The 23,224-nt window shown below is 65.1% G+C and carries 18 protein-coding genes; 12 read left to right on the top strand and 6 right to left on the bottom strand.

Annotated elements, in window-relative coordinates:
* Positions 1 to 28: 28 nt before the first annotated feature.
* From ACIPW4_RS12560 to gnd, 6 genes are all read right to left on the bottom strand, one after another.
* Positions 29 to 649, bottom strand: coding sequence for a TetR/AcrR family transcriptional regulator (locus ACIPW4_RS12560; protein ID WP_400658231.1), 621 nt, complete (start codon positions 647 to 649; stop codon positions 29 to 31).
* Complete coding sequence (locus ACIPW4_RS12555) at positions 649 to 936, bottom strand: HigA family addiction module antitoxin (RefSeq protein WP_400658230.1); 288 nt, start codon at positions 934 to 936, stop codon at positions 649 to 651. Before ACIPW4_RS12555 ends, ACIPW4_RS12560 begins: the two co-directional genes overlap by 1 nt.
* Positions 937 to 951: 15 nt before the next feature.
* Positions 952 to 1,230, bottom strand: coding sequence for a type II toxin-antitoxin system RelE/ParE family toxin (locus tag ACIPW4_RS12550; RefSeq protein WP_400658229.1), 279 nt, complete (start codon positions 1,228 to 1,230; stop codon positions 952 to 954).
* Positions 1,231 to 1,336: 106 nt separating this feature from the next.
* Positions 1,337 to 3,133, bottom strand: a complete 1,797-nt coding sequence (locus tag ACIPW4_RS12545) for a glycoside hydrolase family 15 protein (RefSeq protein ID WP_400658228.1) — start codon at positions 3,131 to 3,133, stop codon at positions 1,337 to 1,339.
* 143 nt (positions 3,134 to 3,276) lie between these two features.
* A complete protein-coding gene (zwf, locus tag ACIPW4_RS12540; RefSeq protein WP_400658226.1) occupies positions 3,277 to 4,782 on the bottom strand; it encodes a glucose-6-phosphate dehydrogenase in 1,506 nt (501 codons plus the stop codon).
* Positions 4,782 to 5,762: a phosphogluconate dehydrogenase (NAD(+)-dependent, decarboxylating) gene (gene gnd / locus ACIPW4_RS12535; RefSeq protein WP_400658225.1), complete on the bottom strand. Its 981-nt coding sequence runs from the start codon at positions 5,760 to 5,762 to the stop codon at positions 4,782 to 4,784. The genes zwf and gnd overlap by 1 nt, the downstream gene beginning before the upstream one ends.
* A gap of 203 nt (positions 5,763 to 5,965) precedes the next feature.
* Here gnd and ACIPW4_RS12530 point away from each other — a divergent pair, with 203 nt between their 5' ends.
* The 12 genes from ACIPW4_RS12530 (at position 5,966) to ACIPW4_RS12475 (ending at position 23,107) form a co-directional block, all read left to right on the top strand.
* Positions 5,966 to 6,133, top strand: a complete 168-nt coding sequence (locus ACIPW4_RS12530; RefSeq protein ID WP_400658223.1) for a DUF6026 family protein — start codon at positions 5,966 to 5,968, stop codon at positions 6,131 to 6,133.
* A gap of 132 nt (positions 6,134 to 6,265) precedes the next feature.
* Positions 6,266 to 6,775: a sigma-70 family RNA polymerase sigma factor gene (locus ACIPW4_RS12525; RefSeq protein WP_400658221.1), complete on the top strand. Its 510-nt coding sequence runs from the start codon at positions 6,266 to 6,268 to the stop codon at positions 6,773 to 6,775.
* Complete coding sequence (locus ACIPW4_RS12520) at positions 6,772 to 7,698, top strand: DUF4880 domain-containing protein (protein ID WP_400658220.1); 927 nt, start codon at positions 6,772 to 6,774, stop codon at positions 7,696 to 7,698. The genes ACIPW4_RS12525 and ACIPW4_RS12520 overlap by 4 nt, the downstream gene beginning before the upstream one ends.
* 65 nt (positions 7,699 to 7,763) lie before the next feature.
* The gene (locus tag ACIPW4_RS12515) at positions 7,764 to 10,091 is read left to right on the top strand and encodes a TonB-dependent siderophore receptor (RefSeq protein WP_400658219.1); all 2,328 of its coding nucleotides are present in this window, start codon (positions 7,764 to 7,766) and stop codon (positions 10,089 to 10,091) included.
* Between the two features lie 10 nt (positions 10,092 to 10,101).
* Positions 10,102 to 10,932 carry an alpha/beta hydrolase gene (locus tag ACIPW4_RS12510; RefSeq protein ID WP_400658217.1) on the top strand — a complete coding sequence of 277 codons (831 nt, stop codon included), beginning with the start codon at positions 10,102 to 10,104 and terminating at the stop codon, positions 10,930 to 10,932.
* Positions 10,933 to 11,517: 585 nt separating this feature from the next.
* Complete coding sequence (gene glgA / locus ACIPW4_RS12505; RefSeq protein ID WP_400658215.1) at positions 11,518 to 13,077, top strand: glycogen synthase GlgA; 1,560 nt, start codon at positions 11,518 to 11,520, stop codon at positions 13,075 to 13,077.
* 13 nt (positions 13,078 to 13,090) lie between these two features.
* Entirely contained in the window at positions 13,091 to 14,833 is a 1,743-nt protein-coding gene (gene treZ / locus ACIPW4_RS12500) for a malto-oligosyltrehalose trehalohydrolase (RefSeq protein ID WP_400658214.1), read from the top strand.
* Positions 14,830 to 16,899 (top strand): 4-alpha-glucanotransferase, encoded by a 2,070-nt coding sequence (gene malQ / locus ACIPW4_RS12495; RefSeq protein WP_400658212.1) that lies wholly within the window; start codon positions 14,830 to 14,832, stop codon positions 16,897 to 16,899. Before treZ ends, malQ begins: the two co-directional genes overlap by 4 nt.
* Positions 16,896 to 19,670, top strand: coding sequence for a malto-oligosyltrehalose synthase (locus tag ACIPW4_RS12490; protein WP_400658211.1), 2,775 nt, complete (start codon positions 16,896 to 16,898; stop codon positions 19,668 to 19,670). The genes malQ and ACIPW4_RS12490 overlap by 4 nt, the downstream gene beginning before the upstream one ends.
* A 14-nt stretch (positions 19,671 to 19,684) precedes the next feature.
* Entirely contained in the window at positions 19,685 to 19,951 is a 267-nt protein-coding gene (locus tag ACIPW4_RS12485) for a DUF2934 domain-containing protein (RefSeq protein WP_400658209.1), read from the top strand.
* Between the two features lie 152 nt (positions 19,952 to 20,103).
* Entirely contained in the window at positions 20,104 to 22,257 is a 2,154-nt protein-coding gene (glgX, locus tag ACIPW4_RS12480; protein WP_400658207.1) for a glycogen debranching protein GlgX, read from the top strand.
* Between the two features lie 55 nt (positions 22,258 to 22,312).
* Positions 22,313 to 23,107: an endonuclease/exonuclease/phosphatase family protein gene (locus tag ACIPW4_RS12475; RefSeq protein ID WP_400658205.1), complete on the top strand. Its 795-nt coding sequence runs from the start codon at positions 22,313 to 22,315 to the stop codon at positions 23,105 to 23,107.
* Positions 23,108 to 23,224: the final 117 nt, after the last annotated feature.

Here is a 23,224-nt window from a genome sequence, read left to right as displayed (position 1 = left end):
AAAAGATCGCGTCAGCCTGCACGCCGCTTCAGGGCTCCAGCCCTATTCCCCGCAAGATCACGCAGGTCACCGTCTGCACGGCACTTTCGAACGCCATGTCCGACAATGGCTGGCCCTCGTTGAGCAATGCCACCTGGTAACCAAAGTCGGCATAGTGCTGCGTCGACGCCCAGATCATGTAAAGCAGTGCCGAAGGCTCCACCGGCAATATGCGCCCTTGCTCAACCCAGCGGCGGATCTTGTCTTCCTTGAGCTTCGCCCAGGGCACCAGGCTCTCACTGAGATTCACCCCCAGCACCGGCGCCCCATGCAACATCTCCTCGGCCCAGATCTTCGAGCCCAGCGGCCGGGAACGCGAATGGCCCATCTTGGCGCGGATGTAGCTGGTCAGCACCACCCGCGGGTCGTCGAAGTTCTCGAAGCACAGCGCATCCTGCTTCCACACATCCAGCAGGTCTTGCAGCACGGCGCGGAACAGTTCGTCCTTGGTGCTGAAGTAGTAATGCAGATTGGAGCGCGGCAGCTCGGCCTGCTCGGCGATGTCGCCCATCGAGGTGGCGCCATAGCCCTTCTCGGCGAACACCTTTTCGGCGGCGACGAGGATCTTTTCAGTGTTGCGGCGACGGATTTCGATCTTGTGGTTGGTCATCAGGCAGCCTGAAACAAGCGAGTGATTGTAGGCTGCTGGCGATGGCGCGCCTGCCAGATGTCATAGTCGGCCTGAATGGCGAGCCACATCCGGGCTGTACTGATACCTGCCATCTCCAGGCGCAGCGCCAGGTCTGGCGACATGGCCGCGCGGCCATGCAGTACCCGCGAAAGCGCTTCACGAGAAAACCCAAGATGCGCTGCGAAGGCTTTCACCGTGAGACCAAGCGCTGGCAATACATCCTCACGCAAGGTTTCGCCGGGATGCGGCGGATTGTGCAAAGGCATGATCAGCCCTCCTGTTCAGTGATAATCAAGGTAATCGACACATTCGACATCCGAACCCACGAAACGAAAGATCAACCTCCAGTTACCGGAATCACTCATTGACCAGAAGCCTGAAAGCTCGCCCTTGAGCGGATGCAGTTGCCAGCCTGGCAGGTTCAAGTCCTGCGCGACGATGGCGCGATCCAGAAACTGCAGCTGTCGCTTCAGACGTTTTGCGTGGCTGGCCTGAATACCCCGGGTATTACCCGTTTCGTAAAAGAATCGCAGTCCCTTGTGTCGAAAACTGATGATCATGGGTAGCTCGCCGTGTCCATTTGGGAGACAGCCAGAGTGTGATCCCATGCATCACACGAAGCAAAGTATCATGTGTGACGCAATGCGTCACACATTAGATTGCTCCCTAGCCACAACGTGCCCGATCACGCACCGGGCACTGTGCCCGGTGCAGGTTCAGCGCCGTGTTGATGATGCCGATATGGCTGAACGCCTGGGGGAAGTTGCCGAGCATGCGTTTACCGGCGGGGTCGTACTGCTCGGCCAGCAGGCCGACGTCGTTGCACAGCCCGGCCAGCTTTTCGTACAGCGCCTGGGCCTCGGCCTCGCGCCCCAGCAGCACATACACATCAGCCAGCCAGAATGAGCACACCAGGAATGTGCCCTCCCCCGGCGTCAGCCCATCGCTGCAGCTGTCGCTGTCGTAACGCATCAGCAGGCCGTTCTTCAGCAGGCGCTGCTCGATCTGCGCCAGGGTGCGCTGAAAACGCAGGTCTTCGGCCGGCAGGAAACCGGTCAGGGCGATCTGCAACAGGCTGGCGTCCATTTCGGCCGAGCCATAGGCCTGGACGAAATGCTGGCCCCCCGCGTCCAGCCCGCGCTCACAGACTTCCCGATGGATCTCCTCGGCCACCTGCCGATAATGCCGGCCCCGTTCGCGGCCTTCCTCGGTGGTGTCGGCCAGCCCTGCAGCGCGGTCGAAGGCGACCCAGGCCATGACCTTGGAATGGACGAAATGCTGGCGGCCACCACGCACTTCCCAGATGCCTTCGTCCGGCTCACGCCAGATACGCTCGACGTAAGGCAGGATCAGCCGCGAGATCGCCGCACTGCGTGGATGGCGTGGCAAGCCGCCCTTGATGGCCTGGGTCATGGCATCGGCCAGTTCGCCGTAGATGTCCAGCTGCATCTGCGCCGAGGCGGCATTGCCGACCCGCACCGGCTGCGAGTGTTCGTAGCCGGCCAGCCACGGCAAGGTGTACTCGGTGAGGTCACGCTCGCCCGCCAGGCCGTACATGATCTGCATTTGTTCAGGGTTGCCGGCCACCGAGCGCAACAGCCATTCGCGCCAGGCCTGGGCTTCGTCGAAATAGCCGAGGTTCATGAACGCCAGCAAGGTCATGGTGGCGTCGCGCAGCCAGCAGAAGCGGTAGTCCCAGTTGCGCTCAGCGCCGATGCGCTCGGGCAGCGAAGTGGTGACGGCGGCGACAATGCCGCCGGTTGGCGCGTAGGTCATGGCCTTGAGGGTCAGCAGCGAGCGGCGCACCAGCCCCGTGTAGGGGCCGACCTGCGGGCAACGGTCGGCAAACGCCTGCCAGTGGGTCAGGGTGTGTTCCAGCGCCTGGTCGATGTCGCAGTCGGGCTGCACCGGCAAGTGCGAGGGCTGGTGACGCAGGCTGAAGACCTGGCGCTCGCCGGCACCGACGCGAAAGCGCGCAACCGTATGATGGTCGAGGCCGTGGGGCGCCACGCTGGCGCACAGGATCATGCGGTCAGGGCCGGCCACGGCGCTGAGCGTCAGCGGGTCGAGCTTTTCCACCCAGGGCACGCTGCGGCCGTAGTCAAAGCGCATCACCAGGTCCATTTCGAAGTTTGTCTCGCCAGCCAGGCCCTCGACGATGCGCACCACCGAATTGGCCTCGTCCAGGGGCATGAAGTCGAGCACCCGGGCGCGACCGCTGGCAGTGACCCAGGTGGTTTCCAGTACCAGGGTGTCGCCCAGGTACTCGCGGCTGCTGTGCTCCACGGGGTCACTGGGCGCCAGGCGCCAGCGGCCGTTGTCTTCATTGCCCAGCAGTGCGGCGAACACCGCCGGGGCGTCGAAGCGCGGCAGGCACAGCCAGTCGATGTTGCCGTCGCGGCTGACCAGGGCGGCACTGCGGCAGTTGCCGAGCAGGGCGTAGTCTTCGATATGGGCGGGCATTGCACCTCCTTCATGAGGTTGCCTGTACCGGCCTCTTCGCGGGTGAACCCGCTCCCACAGGGATATCACCACCTCGAAGCTGGTGATGCCCCTGTGGGAGCGGGTTCACCCGCGAAGAGGCCCGAGCAGGCAACAAAGAACCTTCATCCCAATTTGTGCCACTCGCGCTTGTCGCGGGTCAGCAGTTCATCGCCGGCAGCAGGGCCGTCCTCACCTGCCGGGTATTCATGCACCTCGCCATCGTTGGCCCAGGCATCGAGAAACGGCTGCACCGCGCGCCAGCCGTTCTCGATATTGTCAGCCCGCTGGAACAGGGTCTGGTCACCGGTCAGGCAGTCGTAGATCAGCGTTTCATACCCGGTGGCCGGGGTCATCTTGAAGAAATCCTTGTAGGCAAAGCCCAGCTCGACGTTTTCCATCACCAGCTCCGGCCCCGGTCGCTTGGCCTGCAGGTCGAACCACATGCCTTCATTGGGCTGGATCTGGATCTTCAGGTAATTGGGCTTGGGCCGCTCCAGCTCCGACTCGCGAAACTGCGCGTAAGGCGCCGGCTTGAAGCAGATGGCGATCTCGGTGTCGCGCACGCTCATGCGCTTGCCGGTGCGCAGGTAGAACGGCACCCCGGCCCAGCGCCAGTTGTCGATCATCACTTTGAGCGCCACGTAGGTTTCGGTCTGGCTGTCGGGCGCGACGTTGTTTTCCTGGCGATAGCCCGGCAGCGGCTTGCGACCCTGCTTGCCTGCCGTGTACTGGCCACGCACCGAGTTTTTCAGGGCCATCTTCGCCGTCCAGGGGCGGATGGCACCGATCACCTTGGCCTTCTCGCCACGCACGGCATCGGCGCCGAACGCCGCCGGCGGCTCCATGGCCACCATCGCCAGCAGCTGGAACAGGTGGTTGGGCACCATGTCACGCAGGGCGCCGGTGTTGTCGTAGAACGCGCCGCGGGTCTCGACGCCGACCGTTTCGGCAGCGGTGATCTGCACATGGTCGATGTAATGGTTGTTCCAGAACGACTCGAACAGGCCGTTGGAGAAGCGGCTGACCAGGATGTTCTGCACCGTTTCCTTGCCCAGGTAATGGTCGATGCGATAGATCTGCCGCTCGCTCATCACCTTCAACAGGCAGGCGTTGAGCGCTTCGGCACTGGCCAGGTCGGTGCCGAAGGGCTTTTCCACCACCACCCGGCGAAAGCCACCGGCAGACTCGTCGAGCAGGCCGGCCTCGCCCAGGCGCTGAGCCACTTCCGGGAAGAAGCGAGGCGAAGTGGCCAGGTAGAAAATGGCGTTGCCGTGGCTGGTCTTGTCGATGCGCCTGCCCAGCGCCGCGTAAGTGGCAGGGTCGAGAAAATCGCCGGTCTGGTAGTCCAGGCGCTTGGCCAGGCGCGCCCAGAGTTTTTCGTCCAGGCACTTGGTGGCGCCCTCACCGCCCTTGTCGCGCTCAAGCATGAAGGCATGCAGGCGCTCGGCGAACTCAGCGGCCGTGGCCGCGTTGTGGTCGACGCCGACGATGCGCAGGTTGCGGTCCAGCAAGCCGTCGCGGCTGAGGTTGTAAAGCGCCGGCGTCAGCAGGCGCTTGACCAGATCACCGTTGGCGCCAAACAGGAACAGTGTGCAGGGCGGAGCAGCAGGTATGGTCTGTTTGCTCATCAGTCTTTTTTCTCGACGTGGCCACCGAAGCCCAGGCGCATCGCCGAGAGGATCTTGTCGCCATAGGTGCCCTGCTGCTGACGCGAGCGGAAGCGGGCGAACAACGCACTGGACAGCACCGGCACCGGCACCGCCTGTTCGACAGCGGCATCGATGGTCCAGCGGCCCTCGCCGCTGTCGGATACCGAGCCACTGAATTGCGCCAACTGCGGGTCGGCCACCAGCGCATCGGCAGTCAGGTCGAGCAGCCAGGACGTGACCACGCTGCCGCGGCGCCAGACCTCGGCGATCTCGGCCACGTTCAGGTCGAAGCGCTGGTTTTCGGGCAGCTCGTTGCCGCCCTTGCTGCGCAGCAGGTCGAAGCCTTCGGCATAGGCCTGCATCAGGCCGTACTCGATGCCGTTGTGCACCATTTTCACGTAGTGCCCGGCGCCGGGTGGGCCGGCATGGATGTAGCCATGCTCGGCACGCTGGTGCTCACCGCTGAGGCCATGGGTGCGCGGAATGTCGCCGACGCCCGGTGCCAAGGCCTTGAACAGTGGCTCCAGGCGCTCGAACACGTCCTTCTCGCCACCGATCATCATGCAGTAGCCACGGTCCAGGCCCCAGACGCCGCCGGAGGTGCCGACATCCAGATAATGCAGGCCGCGCTTGCCCAGTTCGGCCGCACGGCGCATGTCGTCTTTATAGAAGGTGTTGCCGCCGTCGATGATGGCATCGCCCGGCTCCAGCAACTCGGCCAGCTGGGCAATGGTCTGCTCAGTAGGCTCGCCGGCCGGCAGCATCACCCACACCGCGCGCGGCGCCTTGAGCTTCTGCACCAGTGCGCCAAGGTCGTGGGCACCTTGGGCGCCCTCGCCTTCCAGCCCGACGATGGCGTCACGGTTGCGGTCATGCACCACAGTGCGGTGGCCGGCGCGCATCAGCCGCCTTGCGATATTGCCGCCCATGCGGCCCAGCCCGATGATTCCCAATTGCATGAGCCGACGCTCCCCTTTCGAAATGGATGACAACACAGTTCAACTTTCCAGATTAGTCCAGCACGACGCCCGAGGGTTCAGCGACGAACGGCGTGACAACGTTAAACAAAAAAGTTCCCATGGGCAGAGAAAGAATTCAGAATGCGCGCCGCGTGAAGCGTCTACGCTTTAACTGTCACCAGCCAAAACCGCGAGGTGTGCTCATGGGTACCTTGATGCCTGCTACTCCAACCCAGACCCTCTATGTCTCCGTGCGCCGCGATGAGCTGCGTAAACTGAAGGACGAACGTGACCAGCTGCGCCAGCAGGTCGCTCAGTTGCACATGTTGCTGGAACAGGTGCGTAGCGACGGTAAAGCCGTCAGTCTCTGATTCATCCCCTCCTCTGGTGGGAGCTTCGCGCTCCCACATTGCAGCACCCACTGCGAGAAAAAGTTTGAACTGGGAACGATTCGCGTTTATGGTGCGCGTTTTTTCCCATAACCCTTGCTCCTGGGGCGCTGCATGGCCACGCCTGAAACCGATGCGATCATACCGTTCGAGGTGCTTTACCACACCGAGCGCAGCTGGCTGCACACCTGGCTGAGGCGCTCGCTGGGCTGCTCGCAGCAAGCGGCGGACCTGGCCCAGGACACCTTTGTGCGCCTGCTGGTACGCAACCAACCGATCAGTGCCCAGGCGCCTCGTGCCCTGCTGGCCCGCATCGCCCGAGGGCTGGTGGTCGATCATTGGCGTCGCGACGCCCTGCAGCGAGCCTACCTGCAGGCCCTGGCGCAGCTGCCCGAAACCAGCTATCCGTCGCCGGAAGTGCGTCACGAGGCGTTGCAATGCCTGGAACGCATCGCTCAGTTGCTCGATGGCCTGAAGCCTGCGGTCCGCGAAGCGTTTCTGCTTTATCAGCTCGCAGGTTTGAGCCACGGGCAGATCGCCGCACAGCTCGGCGTGTCCAGCCGCACCATCGAACGCCATGTGGCCAGTGCCCTGATGCACTGCTACCGGGTGTGCTTCGAGTGACGGCCACGCCCGAGCGCGTGCCTGAAGCCATCGTGCGCATGGCTATCGAATGGCAGATGCGCCTGCGTGCCCACCCGGGCAACGTCGAACTGTTCAGCCAATGCCAAGCGTGGCGCCTGCGCGATGCCCGGCATGAGCTGGCCTGGCAACGCATGCAGCAGGTCAGCGGGCATTTCCGTGACAGTCACCTGCCCGATGCCACCCGCACCGCCGCCTTGCTGCGCCAGGCCGATGTCGACCTGAGCCGCCGCCGGACCCTCAAGCTGCTCGGCGTGGGCCTGGCCGCAGGCAGTGCCACGCTGTTGATCGGCACCGCGCCGCCGGCCTGGCGCAGCGACTTCGCCACCCGGGTTGGTGAGCGCCGCCAATGGCTGGTCGATGGCCTGCACCTGCAATTGAACACCGACAGTGCCGTGGATGTGCACGGTCACGAAGTCTTGCTGCGCAGCGGTGAACTGCTGATGGATGGCAGCGCCTGGCAAGTGCGCTGCAAATATGGCGTGTGCGATGCCGCCCGGGCACGCGCGGTACTGCGCGAACGCGACGGATACACCGAGCTGCATGTCGAGCGCGGTGAAGTGCAGGTCAGCGCTGCCAGCGGCACACAGCGTGTGCAGGCGGGCAATGGCCTGGCGCTCTTCCCAGGACAACTGGCAGCGCTGCCGAGCGCCACCCTCGACCCGTTCGCCTGGGCGCGCGGCCTGCTGATCGTCAACGACATGCGCCTGGCGGAGTTCCTCGCCGAGGCCGGGCGCTACCGCCGCGGCTGGTTGCGCTGCGATCCGCAGATCGCCGACCTGCGCCTTTCGGGGGTGTTCCGCCTCGATGAGCCGGCCACGCTGCTGGGCAACATCACCCACCTGCTGCCGGTGCGTATCGAGCAACACACCCGCTGGTGGGTGCGCGTCGTCGCCCAGGCTTGAATTTTTTTGTCGGACTTTGCCGTTTCATCCGGTTAGGGGTAATCACTCCCTGAATGGACCGCTCCATGTTGCCTGTCAACCTGCCGTTGCCCTCCCGTCCCCTGTCCCGTGCCGTGTGCCTGGCGCTGACCCTGCTCGCCACTGGCGTGCAGGCCGCCACAGCGACTGCCCCAAGCATTCCGGCGGGCCCGTTGGGGCAAGCCTTGAGCACCTTCGCCGAGCGCGCCGGCATTACCTTGTCGTTCTCGCCTGAAGCCGTTGAAGGCCTGACCAGCCCCGGCCTGGCCGGCGGCGGGTCGGTGGAGGATGGCCTCACGCAGCTGCTGCGCGGCAGCGGCCTGGAACTGCACAAGACCAGCGCCGGTTTCGTGGTGCTTCCCGCGCGCAGCGAAACCGGCATGCAACTGGACCCGACCAGCATCGACGCCAGCGCCGGGCAAAGCGCCTTCGCCCCGGTACAAGGCTACTTCGCCAGCAACGCCAGCAGCGCCACCAAGACCGACCGGCCGATCCTGGAAACCGCACAGAGCATCAGCGTGGTGACCGCCGACCAGATCGCCGACCGCAAGGTCGACCGTGTCGAGGATGCCGTGGCCTACACCGCCGGCGTGCGGGTCGGTGCCTCGGGCCTGGACCCACGCTTCGACATGATCAGCATCCGTGGCTTCGAGACCACCATCGGCGCCGACTTCCTCGACGGCCTGCGACAGCCTGGCAGCGGCTGGCTGTCGCTGTACCAGACCGAGGCCTACAACCTGGAACGCATTGAGGTGCTCAAGGGCCCGTCGTCGGTGATGTACGGGCAGATCAGCCCCGGCGGCATGGTCAACCGGGTAAGCAAGCGCCCGAGTTTGCAGGCGAAGAACGAAGTGCAGGTGCAGGCCGGCAACTACGACCACCAGCAAGGCCAGTTCGATCTGGGCGGCAAGCTGGATGAGTCGGGAGATGTGCTGTACCGCCTGGTCGGTGTGTACCGCGATGCGGAAAACTACATCGAGCAGCTGAACAACGATGTACGCCTGATCGCCCCCTCACTGACCTGGCAGATCGACCCCGACACCAGCCTGACCCTGCTGGCGCAATACCAGGAACGTGAAACCGCCGCCTCGCCGATGCTCTACCAACAAGGCGATCACCTGACCAACTTCTGGCAGGGCGACGAATACTTCGACAAGCTGCAGCAACGTCAATGGACCTTCGGCTACGAGTTCGAACACACCTTCAACGACACGTTCAGCTTCCAGCAGAACCTGCGCTACGGCCAGGTCGACACCACCAACCAATACCTGCAGCCTTATCAGGAGCGCGAGGGGCACATCCTCGACCGCTATGCCGTAGGCGTATATGAGGACATGGCGACGCTGTCGGCCGACACCCGCCTGGTCAGCCGCTTCGACACCGGCGCGCTGCATCACACCCTGCTCACTGGCGTGGACTATGGCTGGATCGACACCTCACTTCTATATGCCAGCGGCCCGGCGCCGTCGATCGACCGGTTCGCCCCGGACTACCACCAACCGGTGGCCAAGCCCGGCACGCCGCTGGCTGACGAAGACGGCCTGGAACAACGCACCGGCCTGTACCTGCAGGACCAGATCGACCTCGACCGCTGGCGCCTGTCGGCAGGCCTGCGCCGTGATTTCGTGCATGTGCGCCGCAGCGACAACCTCAGCGGTATCAACAGCAAACGCAACGACTCGGCCACCACCGGCTCGGTCGGCGTGCTCTATCTGTTCGACAATGGCCTGGCCCCGTACGCCAGCTATGCCACTTCGTTCCAGCCGCAAAGCGGCACCGGTGCCTACAAGCCCACGGAAGGCGAGCAGTATGAAGTGGGCCTGAAATACCAGCCGCCCGGCACTGCGACGATGCTCACCGCCTCGCTGTACCACCTCACCCAGAAGAACGTGCTGACCCGCGACCTCGCCAACCCGATCAACAGCATCCCCACCGCCGAGCAGGTTTCCAAGGGCCTGGAGCTGGAGGCGGTGTCCGACCTCAGCGACCGCCTGAAGATGACCGCGAGCTACAGCTTCAACGACCCCGAAGTGACCAAGAGCAATGACGGCAATGAAGGCAAGCAGCCACTCAACGTGCCGCGTCACCTCGCCTCGCTGTGGCTCGACTACCGCCTGCCGATGGGCCTGGGGGTGTCCGGCGGTGCCCGCTACACCGGCAGTAACTATGGCGACGCGCAGAACACCGTGAAGAATGAGGCCTACACCCTGGTCGACGCCGGTGTGCACTACGACTTCGGCGGCAGCCTGGACGGTGTGCGCCTGGCGTTGAACGCCCGCAACCTGTTCGACAAACGCTATATCAACTGTCAGCAAGGCTATTGCTACCGGGGTGAAGCGCGCAGCGTGGTCACCAGCCTGAGCTATCGCTGGTAAGGAGCCGATGATGCGCACACTGTTGGTCTGGCTGAGCATTTTGCTGCTCGGTAACCTGGCCCATGCCGCACCGGTGACCCTGGACGGCACCGAACAATGGATGATGAAAAGCGCCGAGGGGCGCGAGTACAGGATCATGGTCAGCCTGCCGGAAGGCGACGTGCCGTGGACCGGCGGCTACCCGGTGATCTACCTGCTCGACGGTAACGCCTACTTCCCGGCCTTCCATGCTGCCAAGCGCGCTCAGGATCGACTGCGCGGTTCGATCCTCGTCGCCATCGGCTACCCGAGCGACACACCGCTGGACTTCGAGCGCCGTGCCTTCGACCTGTCGCCGCCACAACCGGCCGAGCGCAACACACCGCCGCAAGGCGGCCAGGACCTGTTTCTCGATTTCATCGAAAAACGCCTGATGCCGAAGGTCGATGCGCGCTTCAAGGTCGACCAGGACCAGCGCAGCCTGGTCGGGCATTCGTTTGGCGGCATGTTCGGGGTCTACACCCTGTTCACCCGGCCGCAGCTGTTCCAGCATGTGATCGCCATCAGCCCGAGCCTGTGGTGGCGTGACCGTTACTTGATGGCCCCTGAGCGGGCGTTCGTCAAAAAGGCGCATGCCGGGGAGCTGGATCTGACCCACAGCAGCCTGACGCTATTGATCGGGGACCGCGAGATGCCCCAGGAGATCCAGGATGCGCGAGCGTTGCAGCGGCGCCTTGAGGCTTTGTCGCAGTATGGGTTGCGCAGTGATTTCCAGGTCGAACCTGGGGAAGATCACATGTCGATACCCTTTCGCGTGCCGACCCGCGTGCTGGATGAATTGATCAGTACCCGGCGGTTCTAGGTCTCCTGTTCCGGCCTCTTCGCGGGCACGCCCGCTCCCACTGGTACAGCGCCACCTTCGAAGCCTGCGCCATTCTGTGGGAGCGGGCGTGCCCGCGAAGGGGCCGGAACAGATGCACCATATGAGTGCGCGGAAACGTCGCTCGCCGCTCTGTAGCGCACTGCAAAACTCCCTTCGCCCCACCCTCGAACACACCGTTTCACATCCAGTCACACACGCCAACGTTTGCGTCTATCTCGCCTCATAACGAAAGTGACCAGTGGGTCACCTTTTTATCTCCAGCTCTCCTACACTCAGGTTTCGGCCCGTCATTTGCTCAGTGGAAGAGCGACGTAAAAAAGTCGAACTTTTGGAAATGGTGGCGGGTCAGCAACTAAGTAGGCCAAACGCAAAGGGACTTCCCGCGCTGGGCCTGCCCAACCCCAATCAGTCCAATCGCCATCGGCCGGAATGCCGATCGCGTTGTGCCTGCGCGCACGACTCCGGGGCATGGATAGCTTTACGCAACTACAGAATTCAGAGAGACCAACACGAAAGATCGCAACGGGTGCCAGCACCCGACCAAGCATAGGGACGGAGAGAAGTATGATCAGTGCCGCTGTCGAGCCTCACGCAGATTCATTCAAACCGGAAAACCGCGAGCCGCTCACCCCGGACTTCGCCAAGGCAGGCACGACACCCGGCGCCCAGCGCCAGCACAACCCGAACAAGCGCAAGATCCTGTTCGTCACCTCGGAGATTGCCGACCTGGTCAAGACGGGCGGCCTGGGTGACGTGTCGGCGGCATTGCCGCGTGCTCTGGCGCACTTGCACGATGTTCGGGTATTGATCCCGGGTTACCCGCAGGTGATGGAAAGCGACAACCCCATCCACATTGTCGGCGAACTCGGCGGCCATGCAGCGCTGCCACCCTGCAAGATCGGCCGCATGGACCTGCCCGACGGCCTGGTCATCTACGTGCTGATATGCCCGGAGCTGTACCAGCGCGACGGCACGCCCTATGGTGCCAACAACGGTCGCGACTGGCCCGACAACCATATCCGCTTCGCTCGCCTGGGCCTGGCTGCAGCAGAAATCGCCGCAGGCGAAGGCATGATCCACTGGAAGCCTGAAGTGGTGCATGCCCACGACTGGCCTGCCGGCCTGGCGCCGGCCTACATGCACTGGCGCGGGCTGAACACGCCGACCCTGTTCACCATCCACAACCTTGCCTACCAGGGCGTCTACAGCCGTGGCTGCAGCCCGGAGCTGGCGATCCCCGACCATGCCATGCAACAGGAAGGCATGGAATTCTACGGCAAGCTGTCATTCCTCAAGGCGGGCCTGGCCTACTCCAGCCACATCACCACCGTCAGCGCCACCTACGCCCAGGAAATCACCACCCCGGAATTCGGCTGCGGCCTGCATGGTTTTCTTGCCAGCAAGGCCCAGCAAGGCCTGCTCGGCGGCATCCCCAACGGCATCGACGAAAGCTGGGACTCGGCCACCGACACGCATCTGCAGCACAACTTCAGCATCAACGACTGGGACGGCAAGGCACGCAATGCCTGCGAAGTGCGCAAACTGTTCGAACTGGAGCCGTCCGACGGGCCGCTGTTCGCCGTGGTCTCGCGGCTGGTGTACCAGAAGGGCCTGGACCTCACCCTTGGCGTGGCCGATTACATCGTCGAGCAAGGCGGGCAGATTGCGATCATCGGCCGTGGCGAACCTGAAGAAGAACAGGCCATGCGCGAACTGGCCCTGCGCTATCCAGGGCGAATCGGCGTGCGTATCGGCTTCAACGAAACCGACGCCCGGCGCATGTTCGCCGGCAGCGACTTCCTGCTGATGCCCTCGCGCTACGAGCCCTGCGGCCTGAGCCAGATGTACGCCCAGCGCTTCGGCTCGCTGCCGGTGGCACGCAACACCGGTGGCCTGGCCGATACCATCGAGAACGGCGTCACCGGTTTCCTGTTCGATGAATCGACCGTCGACAGCTACCGCGAAGCGCTGAGCCGCGCCTTCTATACCTACGGCAAGAAGGACCTGCTCAACGCCATGCGCTGCCTGTCGATGACCCAGCCCTTCAACTGGTGCCAGGCGGTGGAACCCTATGCGCGCCTTTACGAGGACCTGGTCAAGCAGACGCAATTGAGCCACTACTAAGCGAGGTTCGAAGATGCACAGGCATGGCGCACACCTGCTGGACGCCACGTCGGCGCGCTTCGCCCTGTGGGCGCCAGATGCGCGCAGCGTGAGCTTGGAACTGGAGCAGCAGCCGGCCATCGAGCTGCTGGCCGAAGACGACGGCTGGTACACGGGGGTTGCCCCATGCCAGGCCGGCGACCGCTATCACTTTCGTATCGACGGCGAACTGCAGGTGGCCGACCCGGCATCGCGCTACCAGCCCGAGGGCGTGCACGGGCCGAGCCAGGTGGTGGACGTCAGCGCCTACGACTGGCAGCACCCCTGGCAAGGCCGGCCGTGGCACGAAGCGGTGATTCAGGAGCTGCACGTCGGTGTGCTCGAAGGCTACCAGGGGGTAGCCCGGCATTTGCCGAGGCTGGCCGAGCTGGGCATCAGTGCCGTCGAACTGATGCCGCTGGGCCAGTTCCCCGGCGAGCGCAACTGGGGCTATGACGGCGTGCTGCCCTATGCACCGCAGCACACCTACGGCAGCCCCGAGCAGTTGTGCGCACTGGTGGACCGCGCCCACGGCCAGGGGCTGATGGTGCTGGTGGATGTGGTCTACAACCACTTCGGCCCGGACGGCAATTACCTGCACCAGTACGCCAGCCCGTTCTTCCGCGAAGACCGCCAGACGCCCTGGGGCGCGGCGATCGATTTTCGCCGCCGCGAGGTGCGCGAGTACTTCATCCAGAACGCCCTGATGTGGCTGTGCGACTACCGCTGCGACGGCCTGCGCCTGGATGCCGTGCACGCCATCGACCAGCCTGACTTCCTCGTCGAGCTGGCTCAGCGGGTGCGCGCCGCGGTCGAGCCCGGCCGGCAGGTCTGGCTGGTGCTGGAGAACGAACACAACCAGGCCTCGTTGCTCGAACAGGGTTTCGATGCCCAGTGGAACGACGATGGCCACAATGCCTTGCACGTGCTGCTGACCGGGGAAACCGAAGGCTATTACGCCGACTACCAGGAAAAGCCCATCGACAAGCTGGCGCGCTGCCTGTCCGAGGGCTTCGTCTTCCAGGGCCAGGCCAACCGACACGGCACGCCACGCGGCGAACCCAGCGGGCACCTGGCACCCAGCGCATTCGTACTGTTCCTGCAGAACCATGACCAGATCGGCAACCGTGCCCTGGGCGAGCGCCTGACCCGCCTGTGCCCGCCGTCGGCCTTGCGGGCGGCCACCGGCCTGTTGTTGCTGGCACCGATGATCCCGTTGCTGTTCATGGGCGATGACGACGGCAGCTGCCGGCCGTTCCTGTTCTTCACCGATTTCCATGACGAACTGGCCGATGCCGTGCGCGAGGGCCGGCGCGGCGAATTCGCCCACTTCAAGGCCTTCGCCGACCCCGAACAGCGCGAGCACATACCCGACCCCAATGCCGAGAAGACCTTCGAGGCATCGCGCCCGCACACCCAGGAAGTCATCGCCGGCTGGCACGGCCTTTACCACCAGCTGCTCGATCTGCGCCAGCGCCACGTCATCCCCCACCTGCCCGGCAGCCGCGCACTGGGCGCCGAGGTGCTGGGCGACAAGGCGCTCACCGCGCGCTGGCAGCTGGGCGACGGCAGCACCCTGCGCATCGACCTGAACCTGGCCGCCACGCCCCAGGCGGTCGAACTGCCCGCCGTGCAATGGCGCCTGTTCGACAGCAGCGACACCACCCACCCCGATACCGCGCTGTCCGCCCATAGCTGTGTGGTCAGCCTGTTGTCACCCGGCCAGGAGCGCCCATGAGCGAAACCGCCTTGCACCGACTGGCCGCCCGCGTCGGGTTGGCCCGCGACTGGATCGACGCCAACAACCGGCCGCAGCAGGTCAGCGACGAGGTCCTGCGCAAGGTCCTCGACGGCCTGGGCCACCCCGCCAACGACGAACCTGCCATCCAGGCCAGCCTGCGCGCCGTCGAGGCCGCCGAAGACGCCGAGCACCTGCCCCCGCTGCTCACCGCCGACCTTGATCAGCCGTTGCCCCTGCAGCGCTACTTCCCGCCTGGCAGCGCAGTGCGCTGCACGCTGGAAAGCAACCGCCTGCAATACCTGACACTCGACGCCCAGGGCAACTTGCCCGGGGGCCTGCCGGTCGGCTACCACCTGCTGCAGATCAACGACCGCAGCTTCACCCTCGCCGTGGCACCGCCGCGCTGCTACAGCCTGGATGACGCTGTCGCCGAACCCCCACCACGCTGCTGGGGCCTGGCCGTGCAGCTTTACAGCCTGCGGCGCAGCGGCGATGGCGGCTTTGGCGACTGCCTGGCGCTGGAGCAACTGGCGCGCAGCGCTGCCGAACGCGGCGCCGATGCCCTGGCGATCAGCCCGATCCATGCCCTGTCGGCCATCGACCAGCAACACTACAGCCCTTACTCACCGTCCAGCCGCCTGCTGCTCAACACCCTGTACGCCAGCCCCGCCGCGCTGCTGGGCGAGCGTGCCGTGCGCATGGCTATCGAGGCGTGCGGCCTGGAACAGGTGCTCGAAGACCTGGAACAACGCCCGCTGGTGGACTGGCCGCGCGCCGCCGATGCGCGCCTGCGCCTGCTTGAAGCGCTGTACCAGGATTTCAGCCAGGCCGACCACCCCCTGCGAAAGGACTTCGACAGCTTCTGCCAGGCCCGCGGCCAGGCCCTGGAACACCACTGCCGCTTCGAGGTGCTGCAGGCGCAAGCCGTCGAGCATGGCCTGGGCGCCGACTGGCGGAACTGGCCCAGCGCCTGGCACGACCCGTACCACCCGGAGGTCGAAGCCTTCGCCAACGCCTACCCGGCCAAGGTCGAGTTTCACGCCTTCTGCCAGTGGCTGACCGAACGCAGCCTGCAACGTGCCCATCACGCCGCACGCAGCAGCGGCATGGCGGTCGGCCTGATCGCCGACCTGGCGGTGGGCGCCGACGGCGCCGGCAGCCAGGCCTGGAGCCGCCAGGACGAGCTGCTGGCCGACCTCAAGGTCGGCGCGCCGCCCGACATTCTCAACCGCTCGGGGCAGGACTGGGGCATCTGCGCCTTTTCCCCCGAGGGCCTCAAGCGCAATGGCTACCGCGCCTTCATCGAGATGCTGCGGGCCAACCTGGCCCATGCCGGCGGCCTGCGCATCGACCATGTGATGGGCCTGCGCCGGCTGTGGCTGATTCCCCGTGGCTGCAAGCCCGACGAAGGCGCCTACCTCAACTACCCGGTCGAGGACCTGCTGCGCCTGCTGGCCCTGGAGTCAGTGCGCCACCAGGCGATCATCCTCGGCGAAGACCTCGGCACCGTGCCCGAAGGCCTGCGCGAACAGCTGGCAGCCAAGGCCGTGCTGGGCATGCGCGTGCTGCCGTTCGAGCAGACCCAGCCCGGCCAGTTCAAGGCGATCCTCGACTGGCCGGACGACGCCCTGGCCACCACCGGCACCCACGACCTGGCACCGCTGGCCGGCTGGCTGCAAAGCCGCGACATCGACTGGAGCCAGCGCCTGCAGCTGATCGACGCCGCCACCGAACTGCACTGGCGCCACGAACGGCAGAAGGAACGCGAAGGCCTGCGCCGCACCCTGGAAGCCAACTACGGCCCGCAAAAGGACAACGACGCCTTGATCGATGCCGCCATCCGCTACGTCGGCCACACCCGCGCGCCGTTGGTGCTGATCCCACTGGAGGACCTGCTCGGCAGCGACGAGCAGCCCAACCTGCCCGGTACCACCAGCGGTCACCCCAACTGGCGCCGACGCTTCGCCACGCCGGCGCGCGCACTGCTCGACGACGAAGACGCCGCACGGCGCCTGGAGCTGCTGGCCCAAGCCCGTGAGCAAGCCTGGGAGCGTGACCAATGAAGCCGTTGACCGCGACCCTGCGCCTGCAATTTCACAGCGACTTCAGCCTGGATGACGCGGTGCCACTGGTGCCGTATTTCGCCCAGCTGGGCATCAGCCACCTGTATGCCTCACCCATCCTCAAGGCCCGCGCCGGCTCGCGTCACGGTTATGACGTGGTCGACCCGACCTGCGTCAACCCTGAGCTGGGCGGCGAGGCAGCGTTGCAGCGGCTGGTGGCCGCGCTGCGCCAGCATGGCATGGGGCTGATCCTGGACACGGTATCCAACCACATGGCTGTGGGCGGCGCCGACAACCCCTGGTGGCAGAGCCTGCTGGCCTGGGGCCGGCGCAGCCCCTATGCGGAGTTCTTCGACATCCAGTGGCACTCCAGCGACCCGCTGCTGGCCGGGCAGTTGCTGTTGCCGTTCCTGGGCAGCGACTATGGCACGGCGCTGAAAAGTGGCGAGATTCCGTTGCAGTTCGACCCGCAGGCGGGGCTATTGCAGATTGCCCACTACCAGCACCGCTTCCCGATCTGCCCGGCGGACTATGGCTGGATCCTGGCCCAAAGCCCCGAGCCCGCGCTGCAGGCCCTGGCCGAGCATTTCACCACCCTGGGCGACGCGCCCGATCCGCTGGCCGACGCCCTGCCCCTGCACGCCGAACTGGCGCGCCTGGTGCGTGAAGGCGCGGACCTTGAGTCAGCCTTGATCGCCTTCGACAGCCGCAGCGAAAACGGCCTCAAGCGCCTGCACCTGCTGCTCGAACGCCAGACCTACCGCCTGGCCAGCTGGCGCACCGCGGCCGATGACATCAACTGGCGGCGCTTTTTCGACATCAATGAACTGGGCGGCCTGCGCGTGGAGCGTTCGGTGGTGTTCGAAGCGACCCACGCCAAGCTGTTCGAACTGATCGAGCGGGGCTTGGTGGATGGCCTGCGCATCGACCACATCGACGGCCTGGCCGACCCACGTGGCTATTGCCGCAAACTGCGCCGCCGGGTCGACAGCCTGCTCGCCAGGCGTCCGTTGCAGGCTGCGCTGGAACACCTGCCGATCTACGTCGAGAAAATCCTCGGTGCCGACGAACACCTGCACCGCGACTGGCTCACCGACGGCACCACCGGCTACGAGTTCATGAACCAGGTCTCGCTGCTGCAACACGACCCGGCCGGTGAAGTGCCACTGACCGAGTTGTGGGCCACGGTCAGCGAGCGCCCGGACTTTCCCGAGGAGGTGCGCCTGGCGCGCCACCTGGTGCTCAATGCCAGCCTGGCCGGTGACTGCGAGTCGGTGGCCCAGGCCCTGCTGCAGGTCGCCCGCGACGACCTGATGACCCGCGACCTGACCCTTGGTGCTATCCGCCGCGCGTTGCAGGCGCTGGTTGCGCACTACCCCGTCTACCGCACCTACTTCAACGCCTGCGGGCGACCCGCCGAAGACGAACGTTTCTTCCAGCAGGCCTTGACCAATGCCCGCCAGGACCTGGCCGAAGCCGACTGGCCACTGCTCGAACAGCTGGAGCAATGGCTCGGTGGTCAGCCTTGGCGCCGGATGCCACCCGGCAAGCCGCGCAAGCACCTGCGCCATGCCTGCGTGCGCTTCCAGCAGCTCACTGCGCCCAGCGCCGCCAAGGCCGTGGAAGACACGGCGTTCTACCGCTCGGCGCGGCTGTTGTCGCGCAACGATGTGGGCTTCGAGGCCGAGCGTTTCAGCGCCGGCAGCGAGCACTTCCACAATGAAGCCCAGCGCCGTCTGCGCGACTTCCCCGACAACCTGCTGGCCACCGCCACCCACGACCACAAGCGTGGCGAAGACACCCGCGCGCGCCTGGCCGTGCTAAGTGAGCGTGGCCCCTGGTTCGCCAGCCGCGTAGAGCACTGGCGCGAGCTGGCCGAACCGCTGCGCGAACAGCTGGACGACGGCCCGGCGCCAAGCCCCGGCGACGAGCTGCTGCTGTGGCAGACGTTGCTGGGCAGCTGGCCACTGAGCCTCGACCTGCACGACGACAATGCACTGCGCCAGTACGCCGAGCGCATCCGCCAATGGCAGCAGAAGGCCCTGCGCGAAGCCAAGCTGCGCAGCAGCTGGAGCGCGCCGAACGAAGCGTACGAGGCCGCCTGCGCCGCTTATGTCGATGGCCTGCTGCTGGATCGGGAAAACCAGCAACTGCGCCAGTCGCTGGCCGATGCCGCCCAGCTGATCACCTGCCCCGGCGCCCTCAATGCCCTGGTCCAGACCTTGCTGCGCTTGACCGTGCCGGGCGTGCCCGACCTGTATCAGGGCAACGAATACTGGGATTTCAGCCTGGTCGACCCCGACAACCGCCGCGCCGTGGACTACGCTTGCAGGCGCCGCACCCTGGACGATGCCAGCACGCCCGACGAGCTGCTGGTGCACTGGCGCGACGGCCGCGTCAAGCAAGCCCTGATCGCCCGGGTGCTGGACTGCCGCCAGGCCCACGCCGAGCTGTTCCGTCGGGGTGCGTACCAGCCACTGACCGTGCAAGGCCGGCATGCCGACCAGGTCATCGCCTTCGCCCGCCTGGGTGAAGACGAGCGCGCCATCGTCATTGCCCCACGCCTGGCGAGCAGTTTGCTCGGCAGCGCTGCCACACCCTTGATCCCGGCACAGAACTGGGACGATACCCGGGTGACCCTGCCGTTTGCCTTGTCGCCTGCCACTTGGACTGGACTTTTTGGCACGGCCGCTGTCAGCCCTACAAGAGAGCTGATGTTGAGCGCGGTTCTGTCGCAATTTCCAGTCAACCTGTTGATTGAACATGCATAGCCTTCAGGAGCGTCGTGATGAGTGTCGAAGAAAAACGAGTCCGCGAGTTTGCTTACCAGATCTGGGAATCGGAGGGTAAGCCGGAGGGACAAGAAGAACGCCATTGGGACATGGCCCGCAAGCTCGCCGAAGCCGAGGCGCTTGCGCCCAAGGCCGAACCGCGCAAGCGGGCGCCGGCCAAGCCCAAGGCGCCTGCCGAGCCCAAGGTAACTGCCCTGCCGGCGGCAAAAACGCCTGCCGCCAAGAAGCCCAGAGCGGTGAAGAAGCCGACGGTGGGCTAAGCCTGTACCGGCCCTTTCGCGGGTAAACCCGCTCCCACAGGTAATGCGCTGTGCTTGAGGCGGGTGCAATCCTTGTGGAAGCGGGTTTACCCGCGAAGGGGCCCTGGCAGGCATCCATACCTTCTCTCCCATTCGGCCAATCGAGGACCGCCATGAGCCCGCGCACCCCAAAGAAAACCCGCTCCGTCGCCCCGTCGCGCATCCGCGAAGGCATGCCTTTCCCACTCGGCGCCACCTGGGACGGCCTGGGCGTCAACTTCGCGCTGTTCTCGGCCAACGCCACCAAGGTCGAACTGTGCCTGTTCGACTCCACCGGCGAGCAGGAAATCGAGCGCATCGAACTGCCCGAGTACACCGACGAGATCTACCATGGTTACCTGCCCGACGCGCATCCCGGGCTGGTCTATGGCTACCGTGTATATGGCCCTTGCGAGCCGGAAAACGGCCACCGCTTCAACCCCAACAAATTGCTGATCGACCCCTATGCCAAACAGCTGGTCGGCAGCCTGAAATGGTCCGAAGCGCTGTTCGGCTACACCATCGGCCACCCCGACGGCGACCTGTCGTTCGATGAACGCGACAGCGCGCCCTTCGTGCCCAAGTGCAAGGTCATCGACCCGGCCTTCACCTGGGGCCGCGACCAGCGTGTGCTGATCCCCTGGGAACGCACGATCATCTACGAGGCCCATGCCCGCGGCATCAGCATGCGCCACCCGGCCGTGCCGGAGGAGCTGCGGGGTACCTTCGCGGGCCTGGCCAACGACGAGCTGCTCAAGCACATCAAGGACCTGGGCGTGTCGAGCATCGAGCTGTTGCCGATCCACGCCTTCGTCAACGACCAACACCTGCTGGACAAGGGCCTGAACAACTACTGGGGCTACAACAGCATCGCCTTCTTCGCGCCGCACCCGCGCTACCTGGCCAGCGGCAAGATCGCCGAGTTCAAGGAGATGGTCGCGCACCTGCACGACGCCGGCCTGGAGGTGATCCTCGACGTGGTCTACAACCACACCGCCGAAGGCAACGAGCGTGGCCCGACCCTGTCGATGCGCGGCATCGACAACGCCTCGTACTATCGCCTGATGCCCGACGACAAGCGCTACTACATCAACGATTCCGGAACCGGCAACACGCTCGACCTCAGCCACCCGTGCGTGCTGCAGCTGGTCACCGACTCGCTGCGCTACTGGGCGGGCGAAATGCACGTCGACGGCTTCCGCTTCGACCTGGCGACGATCCTCGGCCGCTACCACGACGGCTACAGCGAGCGCCACGGTTTCCTCGTCGCCTGCCGCCAGGACCCGATGCTCAGCCAGGTCAAGCTGATCGCCGAACCTTGGGACTGCGGCCCTGGCGGCTACCAGGTGGGCAATTTCGCGCCCGGCTGGGCCGAGTGGAACGACCGCTTCCGCGACACCGCGCGGGCCTTCTGGAAAGGCGACGAGGGCCAGCTGGCCGACTTTGCCGCGCGCCTGACCGCCTCGGGCGACATGTTCAACAACCGCGGGCGCCGGCCGTATTCCTCGGTCAACTTCATCACCGCCCACGATGGCTTCACCCTGCGCGACCTGGTGTCTTACAACAGCAAGCACAATGAAGACAATGACGAGAACAACCAGGACGGCACAGACAACAACCTGTCGTGGAACTGCGGCGTCGAAGGCCCCACCGACGACCCCCAGGTCAACGCCCTGCGCATGCGCCAGATGCGCAACTATTTCGCGACCCTGCTGCTCGCCCAGGGCACGCCGATGATCGTCGCCGGCGACGAGTTCAGCCGCACCCAGCACGGCAACAACAACGCCTACTGCCAGGACAGCGAGATCGGCTGGGTCAACTGGGACCTGGACGACCAAGGCAAGGAGCTGCTGGCCTTCGTCAAGCGCCTGACCCGCCTGCGCCTGGCCTACCCGGTATTGCGCCGTTCGCGCTTCCTGGTCGGCGACTACAACGAAGCGATCGGAGTCAAGGACGTGACCTGGCTGGCGCCAGATGGCAACGAGATGAGCGTGGAACAGTGGGAAGACCCGCACGGACGCTGCCTGGGCATGCTGATCGATGGTCGGGCCCAGGTCAGCGGCATTGCACGGCCAGGCGCGGAAGCGACCATGCTGCTGATCGTCAATGCGCACCATGACGTGGTGCCGTTCCTGCTGCCGACTGTGCCGGAAGGCGACTACTGGAGCTGCCTGGTCGACACCGACCGGCCAGAAATGCGCAAACCGCAACACCTGCAGTTCGACAGCACCTTCGAGGTCAAAGGGCGGTCATTGCTGCTGATGGTGCTGCAGCGCGAGGAAGACTGAACCCCCCAGATCGAAGGCGGTCACTTGTGGGAGCAACAACATTTCAGGAGTAGCCGTGAACCTCGAAGCCGGCAGCACGGATTTCGCCAGCACCCGCCAGGCCCCGCCGGTGAAAAGGCTGCGGGTGCTGACGGTGAATACACACAAGGGGTTTACCGCCTTCAACCGGCGCTTCATCCTGCCTGAGCTGCGCGAGGCGGTGCGCAGCACCCAGGCCGATATCGTGTTTCTCCAGGAAGTGCTCGGCAGCCATGACCGGCATGCCGCGCGCTACCCCGGCTGGCCACAGACCTCGCAGTACGAGTTCCTTGCCGACAGCATGTGGAGCGACTTCGCCTACGGTCGCAACGCGGTCTACCCCGACGGCCACCATGGCAATGCACTGCTGTCCAAATACCCGATCATCGAACACCGCAACCTCGACGTCTCGATCACCGGCCCCGAGCGGCGCGGCTTGCTGCACTGCGTGCTCGACGTCCCTGGCGAGCACAAGGTGCATGCTATCTGCGTGCACCTGTCGCTGCTGGAAAGCCATCGGCAGAAGCAGCTGCAACTGCTGCGCCAGTTGCTCGATGCGCTGCCGGGCGATGCGCCGGTGATCATCGCCGGCGACTTCAACGACTGGCAGCAACACGGTAACCGCGCCCTGCGCCGGCAGCGCGACCTGCACGAGGCTTTCGAGCGCCACCACGGGCTGTTGGCCCGCACTTATCCGGCCCGCCTGCCGCTGCTGCGCCTGGACCGCATCTACCTGCGCAACGCCGATAGCCATGCGCCGCAGATTCTGGGGCACAAGCCTTGGACGCACCTTTCTGACCATCTGCCGCTGGCCGTTGAAGTCAGGCTCTAGCAATGATTCGGCATAGCCAGTGGCGCAGAAATAGCGAAGCTCGCTATGCCCGAGCCATTAACTCGGATAATCAACGGGTTAACCTCAACCACGGCGCTTGAACGGGCCTTTCACGCT

The organism is Pseudomonas sp. NPDC089996, assembly GCF_044748405.1.
In the GTDB taxonomy this organism is placed as follows: Bacteria; Pseudomonadota; Gammaproteobacteria; order Pseudomonadales; family Pseudomonadaceae; genus Aquipseudomonas.
This window is presented reverse-complemented; position numbering and strand designations above follow the sequence as displayed.